Origin of the sequence: Streptomyces mirabilis (genome assembly GCF_039503195.1) — a bacterium.
Classification (GTDB): Bacteria; Actinomycetota; Actinomycetes; order Streptomycetales; family Streptomycetaceae; genus Streptomyces; species Streptomyces mirabilis_D.
This window is the reverse complement of the sequence record NZ_JBCJKP010000001.1, coordinates 4,176,191-4,187,792: the sequence shown is the minus strand read 5'-3', so window position 1 is coordinate 4,187,792 and position 11,602 is coordinate 4,176,191. Positions and strand designations below refer to the sequence as shown.

The following is an 11,602-nucleotide window of genomic DNA, read 5'->3' as shown; positions in this document are numbered from 1 at the left end:
CATGAGCCCCGTCCCGCCTCGCACTCGTCGCCGCGGCCTCCCGTCGACCCCGGCCCGTACCGCCCGCAAGCTCGGAGAGATCCGCCGGGCCCAGCTCATCACGACGTACGGTGTCGGAGCCATGATCGCGGTGGAGAACGAGTCCTTCCTCGTCCGCGGCATCGACTCGTGGGACATCTCCGAGGCTCCCGTCATCTCGGAGCCCCGTCTGGCCTGGCAGTTGGGCGTCTCCGGCTTCCGGATGCCACCGGCTCCCGATCCCGACAAGGCCCGGGACGGCGTACGGGCAGTGCGCTTCCCGGAGATGTACTCATGCCCCAACTGCCATCAACTGCAGCCCTTCCGCAAGTTCAACTCGCCCGCCGGCCGGGCCGAGTGCTCGACCTGTCAGGAGAACCTGGTCCCGTCCCGCTTCGTGATCGCGTGCACGCACGGCCATCTGGAGGACTTCCCCTACTGGAAGTGGCTCCATAGGGGCAACCGGACGACATCCGGGGCCTGCGGGGGGCAACTGACGTTCCGGGCCGACGGCTCGACCGCATCGCTGCGTGCCGTGTTGATCGGTTGCAGTTGCGGGGTGGAGGAGGTGTCCATGGAGGGGTCGTTCCGACGGCAGGCCCTCAAGGACCTCGGCATCCGGTGCGCCGGCCGTAGCCCCTGGCTCAAGGACGCTCCAGCCGTGAGCTGCCAGGAGCCACCGCGCACCCTCCAGCGCGGTTCCTCCTCGGTGTGGTTCCCGGTCATGTACTCGGCTCTCTCCATCCCCCCGTGGAGCCAGGGCATCGCCAAGCTCGTCGCGCCGTACTACGAAGTCTTCAAACATGAGGATGCCGCCTCGATCCAGGCGTACGTGCGCATGCAGAAACTGCTGCGTCACCACCCGGAGTACACCGGCAACGACGTGGTGGCCGAGGTCGAGCGGCGGCGCGCGGCCGAGGCCGCCGCGACGGAGCCGGCCGATGGAACGGAGCTTGCCAAGCGCGCACGCAACTACCGGCAGGAGATCTACGAGGGCGAGTACCAGAGCCTGTCCACGCCGCACCCCGAAGTCGCGGACCAGGAGCAGGAGTTCGTCTGCGAGCCCCCCACCACCCCGATCGGCGCTCTGCTCTCGTCCCATGGCTTGGCTCAGGTGATGCTGATCAAGCGACTGCGCGAGGTTAGGGCACTGCAGTCGTTCCGGCGCGTGGAGGAACCGAGTCCGGCGGACTCCCCACTGCGCGAGGCCGCGATCTCACTGGACCGGCCGAGTTGGCTGCCGGCTTTCGAAGTGAGCGGTGAAGGGGTGTTCGTTCGTCTCGACCCTGAGCGGCTGCGAGTCTGGGAGCAGGAACCGGGGCAAGTCGCTCGCGCCACCCTGATCCGGGAAAATCACGAGAGGCTGCTGGCAGCACGTATCGGCGACTCGGACAAGCCGGTTCCGCCCTCACCCGCCACGCCCCGTTTTCTCCTTCTGCATGCCCTGGCACACATATTGATCAACGAATGGAGTCTGGACGGCGGTTACCCGGCAGCTTCCCTTCGCGAGCGGATCTACGGCGAGGAAGGCATGGCAGGCGTACTCGTCTACACGGCCACCAGCGACTCCGCCGGCAGCCTCGGCGGCGTCGTCGCCCAGGGTGAACCGGACCGTCTCGAAGCCTCGCTCCGGGCTGCCCTGCATAGAGCGAGCTGGTGCTCGAACGACCCCCTGTGCATGGAGTCCGAGTCGAGCGGCGCGGACAGCCTGAACGTGGCCGCCTGCCATGCCTGTCTACTGCTCCCCGAGACGAGCTGCGAGAACAACAACATCCTGCTCGACCGGGCAGCCCTCGTCGGGACACCGGACGGTCGAGTGCCAGGCTTCTTCACTCGCTGACGCCCTGGCGGTCCGGGGCCGGCACGTACACCGGCCAGGCGAGAGGGGCTTGGCCGTACACTGCCCTCTTCCCGTCGGGCCTGCTGAGGAGCGTGCCCCCGAGGATTCGGTGGAGCGCCTGGCGGACCTTTTCGCGGACGCGCCCGTACGAAGGAAGGAAGAGAGCGAGGAGGGCCCGGAGGAGGAGTGATCCGCCTTTCGTCCTAGTCCTACAGGTGGGGAGGGCGCCAGGACTTCAGCGCCTCGATGGCTCGTTCCTTGCGGCTCTCGTCCAGCTCCAGTGCCGTGCACAGGACGTGCACGGCCAGGAGCGGCGGGATCGCGTTGCCGATCTGCTGCGCGACGTCGGTGCCTCGCCAGGGGTACTCGGCCGGAAAGGTCTGCAGCAGTCCGGCCTCGCGGAACGTGAACCGCTCCTGTTCCGGACCCAGTTCGGGCTCACCGTCCGCGTTGTAGCCCTTGAGGTCGTGCACTGTGTTTCGGCGCACCTTGCCGGTGACCGTGGCCGCCGGCGCGTCGGAGGCGCGGAGTCCTCGCTTCTTGGGATCACCCCCGACCCGTAGTTGGAGCGGACGACGAAGTCCGTTGAACGCGAGTCCTTGAGCGCGTCGCCCATGGAGACCCATGGCTTCACCGAGTGGGAGGCCGGGGCACCGAAGAGCGGGCTCTGCGGGAGGGCAGGTGTCTGCACCTCGGATTCCTCCACCGCGGAGAGGCGCTTCGCCCCCTTGCGATAGCGCTGATGCGTCAGCGGCGGGAACTCGACGCTGCGGCCTCTGCCAGCCCCCCGGTAACGGGCGATCAGCACCGCGCGACGACGTGTCTGTGGCACCCCGTATTCCTCGGTGTGCAGCATCTCGCAATCCGCGTCGTACCCGAGCTCGCGAAGGATCTCGCGGTACTTCTTCCATACGGGGAGGACGGTTGGGACCTGCTCCAGTACCACAACCTCATAGGGATCGGACTTGAGCTTCTTCTCGACGATCCACCGAAGCGGTTGGAGCACGAGTCCGGTGCGCTCGTCGGCCCATTCCAGGTCGACGGCTCTCCGCTCCACCTCCGCCCATGCCTTCTCCAGCTTCCCGACGGTCGTGCTGTCTCCCACGAGCTGGGCCAGGTCCAGCACCTCGTCGAGGGCTTTGTGTCCCTCTCGGTTACCCGCCACCGAGTAGGTCTGGCAGGGCGGACCTCCGGTGAGGACGCGGGCAGAGCGAACCTCGGGGTCGAGCGGGTTCAGCTTCGCCACGTCGCCCACCTCGGTGGTGCGTAGACCGGCGGCGTGCCGGGTCGCGCGGGTCGATTTCTCCCACTCCACACCGATAGCGCGTACTCCGAGCATCTCGGCTGCGATGTCCAGGCCACCCGGCCCCGCGAAGAGATCGACGATCACGGGTGGATCCTGGTTCGCGTTCATGAACGCGTCCGCGTCCGGATGTGGTGCTCGGGTCATGGGGTGCAAGTGTAGCCGGCCGGGCGTCCTGCGTTTGCGGGTATCAGGCAGACCTTCTGGCGCCCGCCATTTCTGCCCTGACCAGGAAAATCTTCGTTCAGGAACGCAGCGCGTGGGCTATGGCCAAGCCCAGTGCCTCGCCCACCGGCGGCGGAGAGGCGTGGCCGACCTGCCGGTAGCGGGCCGTCTTCTTTCCGGTGATCTCCCAGTCCTTCGGGAAGCTCTGGAGCAGGGCTGTCTGGTCCACCGTGAGCCGCACCATATGGTCCTTGCCGAGTTCCGGCGTCCACGTGAAGTCCCGTCCGGGGATCTCATCGCCCAGCGAGTGGCCGTTCACCCCCATTTTCTCCCACTTCCGCTTGGTTCCGGACGGGCCCAGGTCGGCCCCACCGCGATTCTTCGACCCGCCGACCAGCGTCGGAGCCACGGTGGCCGCTTGGGCCGCCCATCGGTCGGCGTCTTTCCAGCCACGCGACCGCATGGAGGGTGCCAGGGCTTCGCCGGCCGACACATGATCCGTCACGGTCCCAGAGGGCGGCCGAAAGGCCGGGAACCACCGCTTCTTGAGCGCCACCAGCACTCCCTGCTTGCGGTCCTGCGGCACTCCGAAGTCGGCGGCGTTGAGGACGAACCAGCTGAACTCGTAACCGAGATGCTCCAGTTCGGCGCGGGCGAACTCGCGGAAGTCGTGGAACCTGTCGGAGTCCGCGAGGGCGGGCACGTTCTCGACGACCATGGCCCGAGGCTTGACCGCGTGGGCGAGGTAGACGGCGGCCTTCAGCAGCCGCTCCTCCTCTCCCGACTCGGTCCGTGCGGCAGTGGCATTGGACTTCACCCGCGGCAGTCCCGCGGACAGCAGGTCCACGTCATAGCTCTCCGGGTGCTCGCTCGGGTCGAGGTCCAGAAGGTCCCCTTGAAGCACGTTCCAGTGCGGTCGGTTGGCCCGTAGGGTCCGGCAAGCATCGGCGTCCTCGTCCAGGAGCAGTGTCGGCTCGAAGCCGGCCTGCTCCAGTCCCAGGGCCAGTCCACCCGCCCCGGAGCACACGTCCACAAAGGTCAGCCCGCTCATCGATTCGTCCCCCGTCCCCGTTGGGCTCTGCGTCGCGTCACCGCCGCCGCGACGCGCAGGGCCACATCCTCCGGCGCTTCATGCTCCCAGAACCGCAGGACCTCCCACCCGGCGGCCACGAGGTGCTCGGTGGTCTCCGCGTCACGCGCCATGTTGCGGTCCAGCTTGTGCCGCCACCACTCTGCGTTCGACTTCGGCTGCGTCGCGTGCTCGGGGCACCCGTGCCAGAAGCACCCGTCGATCAGAACGGCCACCTTGGCCCGGGTGAAGGCCACGTCGATGCGCCGCCGCGCCATGCCCGGCACGGGGTACTCCACGCGATAGCGCAGGCCCGCCGCGTGCAGCAATTGCCGTACGGCCAGTTCGGCGCTCGTGTCCTTGCTGGCCTGTCGGGACATGCGTGCGGAGACGCCGGGAGAGGAGGGCCTTACGTTGTCCACTGCTGTCGAGCCTCAAGAACGTACGTCGTCTCGGTCGATGACCACTGCATCCTGCCGGCTCGAGTCGACCGCGCGGAACCAGCTGCTGATGCGCAGGGCGAGTGCGGCGTGTTCGGCCATGCGGACCGATTCGTGCACCAGCATCGTGTGGTGACGGAAGGGGTCGGAGGTCGGAGGTGACGCCGTGGTCGGCGCGGTAGAGCTTCAGAGCGCCCGTGAGGACGAAGGCGTCGAGGGCTTCCTGGAGGCGATCGCCCAAGGTCCTCCTCGTCGCCCGGGTCGATGAACACGTTGGCGAAGGGAGTCGCGGTGTAGCCGACGTACTGGGCGCGCGGCAGGAGCTTGAGGAGCTTGCTGATCTGGCCGTTGATCGCCGTGCGGGTGACCTTGCCGTCCTCCCACTTCTTCGGGTCCGTCGTGTTCACCGAAGCCTGGTCCGACTCGTCGTCGATGATCAGGGCCGGTATCTCGCCGAGGATCGGGCCCATCTTCTTGAGGTCCTTGACCAGATTCTCCAGGACCGACTTGTTCTTCTTCACGACCATGACGCGTGCGCGGGCCGCATGCAGGTTCGCCGGGTCGTGCAGGGGACGGGTGCGGTCCGGCTTCGATGAACGCCTTCACGGCGTCTCTCTGTAGGAGGGGGAACGTCCATTCGTGTCGGGATCACCGGGCATCGGGGTCTGAGCCGAGATGTTGAGCAGCAGGTTCGCCAGCTTCTCGAAGCGGCTGTTCGCGAAATCGATGCCGCTGAATTGGTGGGGGTCTCGTGCATCGCGGATGGCCCGGACGCATGGTTCGCGGAGGCCGTGCTGAAGCATGGCGGAGAGCTAGAAGTCGTCGTTCCCGCTGAGCAGTACCGCGAAGGTCTCTCGGAAAGTCACTGGCCGGTCTACGACGAGTTGATGCGTCGTGCGGCACGGGTGCACCACACGGGCAGGACGGCGTCGGACTCGGACGCGCACATGGCGGGCAGCGAGATCCTGGTGGGCTTGGCCGAGGAACTGTTCGCTGTCTGGGACGGGAAACCGGCGTGGGGGTACGGGGGCACTGCGGATGTGGTGGCGTACGCCGAACGGAACGGGGTCCCAGTCCGAGTGTTGTGGTCAGAAGGAGGAACACGCGAGTAGGACCGCTGTTCGTGCCATGCGCTTCAGGACCCGCGCCGACCCGCTGCTGCGGCGGCCGACTCTTTACCCGAGGCTAACTGGGCTGGCAAAGCAATGGCTTGGCCAGTTCGGCGCAGGGGCGGTCTCCGTGGGAGCGGATGATGTCCTTGCCGACCTCGTTGGCGAGGTAGCGCAGGAATCCCGCGGCGAGGGAGTTCGCGGGCGGCTCTCCGTAGGTGTAGGCGTACTCGGTCTGCCAGTACGGGTAGGCGCCCTCGTCCGCGCCTTCAAGGGTGGCCGGGTAGCCGTCGATGCGAATCTGCTGGACGTCGTCGTGTGCGGTGGCGGCGCGGACCTCGCTGTGGCCGAGGGCTCCGTGTGTTGAGGCCACGGTGCGGAGGAGGGTCTCCGTGTCGCTGACCTCGCAGCGGCCGGGCTTGTTCTCGTCCAGTGCCGTGCAGTCGTTCGCGGTGACGGCCAACAGGGGCTTTTCGTCCAGCACTTGGTGTTCCAGTGTGGTCCGGGTGCCCGAGCCGGGGTTGCGGCTGACGAGGTGGATGGGCACGTTGTTGCCCTTCACCTGGCTCCAGTTGGTGATCTTTCCGACGTAGATGTTCCTGATCTGTTTCAGGGACAGGTCCTGGACGCCGGCGTCCTTGTTGACGACCAGGGCGAACAGGGACAGGGCGACGGGTCTGGGGAGCAGTTGCGGACGGCCGTCGCTCTTGGGTCCGTCGCTGAACGCCAGCCGGTCGCCCAGGCCCTGGCTGCCCGTCGGTTTGGCCTTCCGGCCCGCCGCGGCGAGGGCGTCGAGCCCCGACACGCTGCCGTGGAACGTGTCGTTGGTGATGGGTATGAAGGCGTCGGGGCAGGTCCTGTGGTATTGCCTCGCCGCCTCCTGGAGCACTGGCGCGAACGCGGTGGAACCGGACAGGGTGAGCGTCCCCGTGGCGCAGTCCAGTGGTGCGGCCGTGGCATCGTGCCTGGTGAACGTGAGGATGGACTGGACGGCGCTGACCATGACGAGGAGGGCGAGCACCCACCTGACCGGCTTCGAGGCGAACGGGTAGTACTCGGTCTTCTTGATCTTCCCGCGGCGTACTCCGCCCACGATGCTCGCGACGACCTCGGGCTCGGGGAACTCGTCGTCCGTGAAGCTCTCCTCGCGTTCCAGGACCGCCAGCACCTTGTAGTGGTCGCCGCGGTTCAGTTTCACCTTGGGCAGTTCGATGACGCCGTCGGTGACCCCGAGGCCGGGGACGTGCGGTGTGGGGTGCTGGTCGTCGCTGCTCGGCGTGAAGAAGCCGCGCAGCTCGTTGCGGCTGAGTTCGGTCACGACCATGCCGACGACGCGGCGGCCCCGGCACTTGACCTGGATGCCCGCGTGGCCCCGGTCGGGCGCCAGGTAGCTGTGCTCCACGATGGGGGCCCAGCCGCTGTTCTCGATCCGCAGCAGCACGAACGACGGGTCACGCAGCGGCCCGCCGTTGGTCCGCTGCATCTGCTGAAGCACCCCGGCGTACGGCAAGGCGCGTTCGTCCCGGGCGGTCGTGTCCATCTGGACCCGGTAGCCGAGCCGTTTGCCGCCGACGAGGACGAACTCCCAGAGCGCCGCGATCCCGGGGAGGGCCAAGCCCAGTACGGCGAACGCGAGTTGCCAGGAACCGTTCACGGTCGACTCCCGCGGAAGAAGGGGCTGGGAGGGCCATGGTGGCGGGCGCGTTCCCGGGGTGCCGGGGGTGCTCGGATCCTTGCGATTGATTTCACCGGGGCGTCATCTGGGACACCTGGGGTTTGCCCAGTGGAGCGACGTCGGCCGAGCGAGTGACGTCAGCCGAACGGAGCGACGGCATGGCTTCGGGGGCCCGGAGGGCACGCTGATGACGCCCGGTCCCCCGGCCCCGAGGCCGGGGGAGCCGGGGAGAGAGGGGCGCGTTACTGGGCGGTGGTTCCGTGGCACTCCCCATAGCCCCGCTCCGACCCGCACCAGCACTCAACCCCCCGCTGCGGCGGCCAGGCCACCGCCAGCCCCCGTGCCGCCAGCGTCGTCGCGTACTGCGGGAGCAGGGTCGCGTCCGACGGGGAGGAGGCCTCCGAGGCGGCGAAGGCCTCGTAGGACGGGACGGTTCCCGTGACGATGCCGAGGTTCGGGGTGCCGGAGGTCGCCAGTTCCCGGAGCGAGGCCTCTATGGTCGCGAGGTGTTCCTCGTGGGACGGGTACTCCGAGGTGAGGGTGGGGTACGCCGTCAGGAGTTCCGTCAGTTCGGTGGTCGGCCAGTGCAGGATCGCCACCGGGAACGGGCGGGACAGCGCCTCCCTGAACGTGCCCAGCTCCGCCCGCAGGCGGGAGATCTCCGCCTGGAGTTCGGCGGGGTTGTCCGAGCCGAGGGACCAGACGCGCTTCGGGTCGTGGAGTTCGTCGAGGGAGACCGGGGACGAGTGGAGCGTGTCGGCCAGGGAGTCCCAGTCGTCGTGGGCCGCGCCCAGCATGCGGCGGACGCGGTGGCGGCCGAAGAGGAGCGGGTGGGTGGCGTACGGGGGCTCCGACGTCTCCGTGAGGAGGAGCTGCGCGGCCTGGGTGAACGTCTCCTGCGCCGCTTCCAGCTCGTCGTGGGACTCCAGGGCCTCGGCCACGATCACCCAGGGGGCCGGGTCACGGGGGGACGCGGCGCGGATGCCGTCGATGATCGCCCGGGCCTCGGCCTCGTGGCCGTACTCCCACAGGTTCGACGCCTTGAGGGCGCGGACCAGGTGGGGATGCTCCAGGGGCGTCGAGGACGACAGCAGGCGGTCGTAGAGCGCGGTGGCTCCGGGGCGGTCGCCGGCCAGTTCGAGGTGGGCCGCGGCCTGCACGAGCAGGTGTTCGGCGTCCTCGGGGTAGAGGCCTGCGGTCCGCTCCAGGCGCGCTGCTTCGGCGTGGTGGTCGACGTGCTCGGCAGACGTGTCGGGGCGCATGGGGGACACCGTACTGCCGATGCCGTTCGAGGGAGAGATACCTGCAGGCCAGAGGGTGGGATCTCTTCGGTGCCCTTGGGTACCGACGAACGGTTCGGGCGGTCATGGGGCTGGTGAGTTCGGGGCGCAGCCCTTATCTTGCGGGCCCGGTCAAGGAGGCGAGGCAGTCGAGGAGGCGAGGCATCGGTATGCGGGCTCCCGGCATCGTGCGGCGCGGCCTCGGGGCTCCCGGCGTCGTGGATCACGGCACTCGGCGGCGGCGGGCCGCGTACCGGCGGGTGGTGTGGGGCGGAGGCGAGGTGCTCGTCACCGTCGGTCTCCTTCTCCTGCTTCTCGTCGTGCATCAGCTCTGGTGGACCAATCGGCAGGCCCGGGAGGGCGCCGAGAGGAAGGTCCAGGCGTTGGAGAAGGAGTGGGGGAGTGGGGAGGCGGAGGGAAAGGGGGAGGGGCAGGAGCTGGGGGCGGGGGTGTCGGGTGCGGGGAGTGGCGCGTCCACCGGTGGTGCTTCCGGAGCGTCCGGCGGGGGTGGCTCCGGGGCGTCCACCGGGAGTGGGCGGGCTCGGGGAACGCCCCGGTCGTCCCAGGCGTACGCCGTGCTCTCCATTCCCCGGCTCGGTCTTCGTGTGCCGGTCGCGGAGGGGGTCGGCAAGCGGGATGTCCTCAACAAGGGGTACGTCGGGCACTACCCGCACACCCAACAGGCGGGGCAGGCGGGGAACTTCGCGCTCGCGGGGCATCGGAACACTCATGGGGAGCCGTTCCGGTACATCAACCGGCTGCGGCGGGGGGACGAGATCGATGTCGAGACGGCGGCGGGGCGCTACGTCTACGTCGTCGACAAGACGCTTGCGCAGACCTCCGCGCATGACGGAGGGGTCATTCGGGAGATGCCGCGCAGTACCGTTCGGCCCGCCTACGGATACAGCGCGCCGGGGTACTACATCACCCTCACCACCTGCACGCCCGAGTACACCTCCCGGTATCGGCTCGTGGTGTGGGGAAAGTTGACCTCCACGCGCCCGCGTTGACCACGGTCACCGGCCCGTGAGGGGAACGGTCCTGTGCGGGGAACGGTTCCGTGAGGGGAACCGTCGGGTGCGGGAACGGTCTGCGCGGGGATCCGTCCCGTCCGGGGGAACGGTCGCGCGCGGAGTGCGCCCCTGCCCGGAGAACACCCCGCCTGGAGAGCACCCCGCCCGGAGAGCACCCCGCCCGGAGAGCACCCCGCCTGGAGAACACCCCCGCCCGGAGATCCGTCCCCTCCGAGGAAACGGCCCCGCCAGGCCGGCGTCAGACCCGGTCCCGAAGGGCCAGCACGCTCGCGCCCGCCACCAGCGCCAGCCCCGCCGAGACCGCGATCGCGATGTCCGCGCCGTGCGCGAGCCCACCCGTGGAGGTGACGATCGCGATGGTCAGGGCCACGCCGGCGCACGAGCCGATGTAGCGGAACGTCTGCTGCGCGCCCGAGCCCATCGCGGCGCGGCTCGCGGGGACGGACTCGACCGCGACGAGCGGCAGCGCGGCGTTGAGGAGCCCGCTGCCGACGCCGGAGACGAGGAAGCCGGGCAGCAGACGGGTCCATGAACCGGCGTCGAGCGCGCCCAGCATCGTCAGGACGCCGACCGCGTGCAGCGCGAATCCGAGGGCGAGTTGGTGGCGCGGGGAGACCCGGCCCGCGAGGCGCCGCGCCTGCAGGGCGACCCCGAAGGACAGCCCGGACCAGAGCAGGAACAGCCACGCCGTGTCCAGCGCGGACAGGCCCAGGGTCTGCTGGAGCAGCGCCGGCAGGAAGCTGAACAGGCCGATCACCGCGAGGCCCGTGAACAGACCGCTCGCGGAGGAGGCGAGGAAGCGGCGGTGGCGGAGCAGGGAGAGGTCGATCATGGGCGTACGGGTGCGGTGTTCGACGAACACGAACGCCGTCGTCAGGACGACGAACGCGGTCAGCAGGAGGCCCACCGAGGGGCGCAGCCAGCCGTCCCGGCCCAGCGTGAGCGCGGCCACCAGGGCGACCAGCGCCAGGCCGAAGGTGAAGGCGCCGGCCAGGTCGGGACGACCGCCTCGGGAGGCCCGGGACTCGGTGAGGGCCCGGGTGCCCAGCAGGGCGACCAGGAGCGCGGCGGCGCCCAGGACGGCGTACGCGATCCGCCAGTTCAGGGTCTGGGCGATCGCGCCGGCGAGCAGCGGGCCCAGGGCTATGCCGCCGCTGACGAACGCGCCCCACACGCCGGTCGCGTGCAGCCTGCCGCGGGCGGTCGGGAAGGCGTGGACGAGCAGGCCCAGGCTGCTGGCGAGGATCGCGGCGCTCGCCGCGCCCTGCGCGACGCGGGCCAGTGTGAACAGCCAGGTGGAGGTCGCGAGCGCGCCGAGCGCGGTGGTGATGCCGAGGGCGATGGTGCCGGAGAGGAAGATCCGGCGGCGGCCGTAGTCGTCGGCGAGGCTGCCCGCGACCAGGAGCAGCGCGGCGAGGCCCAGCGGGGTGCCGTTGAGCAGCCAGGCCTGGGCGGAGACAGGGGTGTGCAGCGCGGCGGCGGTGTCGGGGAGCGTGACCATCGGCGCGGTGTACGTCATCAGGGCCACGGCGGTGGCGGCGCTGGTGACGGCGAGGGTGGCGGTCGCCCGCGGGGGCGTCTCGAGGGGCGTGCCGGGGGGTGTCGAGGACGCCTTCGCGGTGGTGGCGTGATCGAGCTGGGACATGGTCTGCCCTTCGGGCTCCGGAGC

The 11,602-nt window shown here is 69.5% G+C and carries 9 protein-coding genes and 2 pseudogenes; 3 read left to right on the top strand and 8 right to left on the bottom strand.

Annotated features, from left to right (window positions below):
* The first annotated feature begins 1 nt into the window (after position 1).
* The gene (drmB, locus tag AAFF41_RS19470; RefSeq protein WP_343324324.1) at positions 2-1,858 is read left to right on the top strand and encodes a DrmB family protein; all 1,857 of its coding nucleotides are present in this window, start codon (positions 2-4) and stop codon (positions 1,856-1,858) included.
* 209 nt (positions 1,859-2,067) lie between these two features.
* Here the strand turns inward: drmB and AAFF41_RS51615 are convergent, their stop codons facing one another.
* From AAFF41_RS51615 to AAFF41_RS19450, 5 genes and pseudogenes are all read right to left on the bottom strand, one after another.
* On the bottom strand, positions 2,068-2,331 hold the full coding sequence (locus AAFF41_RS51615) for a DNA cytosine methyltransferase (protein ID WP_425526138.1): 264 nt from the start codon (positions 2,329-2,331) through the stop codon (positions 2,068-2,070).
* 380 nt (positions 2,332-2,711) lie between these two features.
* Positions 2,712-3,197 (bottom strand): annotated as a pseudogene (locus AAFF41_RS51610) (DNA cytosine methyltransferase); the annotation flags it as partial.
* Between the two features lie 208 nt (positions 3,198-3,405).
* Positions 3,406-4,377, bottom strand: coding sequence for a DNA cytosine methyltransferase (locus AAFF41_RS19460; RefSeq protein WP_343324323.1), 972 nt, complete (start codon positions 4,375-4,377; stop codon positions 3,406-3,408).
* Positions 4,374-4,775 carry a very short patch repair endonuclease gene (locus AAFF41_RS19455; RefSeq protein ID WP_267061926.1) on the bottom strand — a complete coding sequence of 134 codons (402 nt, stop codon included), beginning with the start codon at positions 4,773-4,775 and terminating at the stop codon, positions 4,374-4,376. The genes AAFF41_RS19460 and AAFF41_RS19455 overlap by 4 nt, the downstream gene beginning before the upstream one ends.
* A gap of 99 nt (positions 4,776-4,874) precedes the next feature.
* A pseudogene (locus AAFF41_RS19450) lies at positions 4,875-5,425 on the bottom strand (Z1 domain-containing protein); the annotation flags it as partial.
* 45 nt (positions 5,426-5,470) lie between these two features.
* On the opposite strand from AAFF41_RS19450, the gene AAFF41_RS19445 reads away from it, so the two are divergent.
* Positions 5,471-5,947: a hypothetical protein gene (locus tag AAFF41_RS19445; protein WP_343326316.1), complete on the top strand. Its 477-nt coding sequence runs from the start codon at positions 5,471-5,473 to the stop codon at positions 5,945-5,947.
* A gap of 73 nt (positions 5,948-6,020) precedes the next feature.
* Here AAFF41_RS19445 and AAFF41_RS19440 read toward each other — a convergent pair whose 3' ends face one another.
* The gene (locus AAFF41_RS19440; RefSeq protein WP_343324322.1) at positions 6,021-7,598 is read right to left on the bottom strand and encodes a substrate-binding domain-containing protein; all 1,578 of its coding nucleotides are present in this window, start codon (positions 7,596-7,598) and stop codon (positions 6,021-6,023) included.
* A gap of 263 nt (positions 7,599-7,861) precedes the next feature.
* Positions 7,862-8,881 carry an SEC-C metal-binding domain-containing protein gene (locus AAFF41_RS19435; protein ID WP_343324321.1) on the bottom strand — a complete coding sequence of 340 codons (1,020 nt, stop codon included), beginning with the start codon at positions 8,879-8,881 and terminating at the stop codon, positions 7,862-7,864.
* A gap of 188 nt (positions 8,882-9,069) precedes the next feature.
* Between AAFF41_RS19435 and AAFF41_RS19430 the strand changes: the two genes are divergently transcribed.
* The gene (locus tag AAFF41_RS19430) at positions 9,070-9,909 is read left to right on the top strand and encodes a class E sortase (RefSeq protein WP_319747752.1); all 840 of its coding nucleotides are present in this window, start codon (positions 9,070-9,072) and stop codon (positions 9,907-9,909) included.
* A 262-nt stretch (positions 9,910-10,171) separates the two neighbouring features.
* On the opposite strand, the gene AAFF41_RS19425 is transcribed toward AAFF41_RS19430, so the two are convergent.
* Positions 10,172-11,578: an MFS transporter gene (locus AAFF41_RS19425; RefSeq protein WP_319747754.1), complete on the bottom strand. Its 1,407-nt coding sequence runs from the start codon at positions 11,576-11,578 to the stop codon at positions 10,172-10,174.
* Positions 11,579-11,602 lie beyond the last annotated feature (24 nt).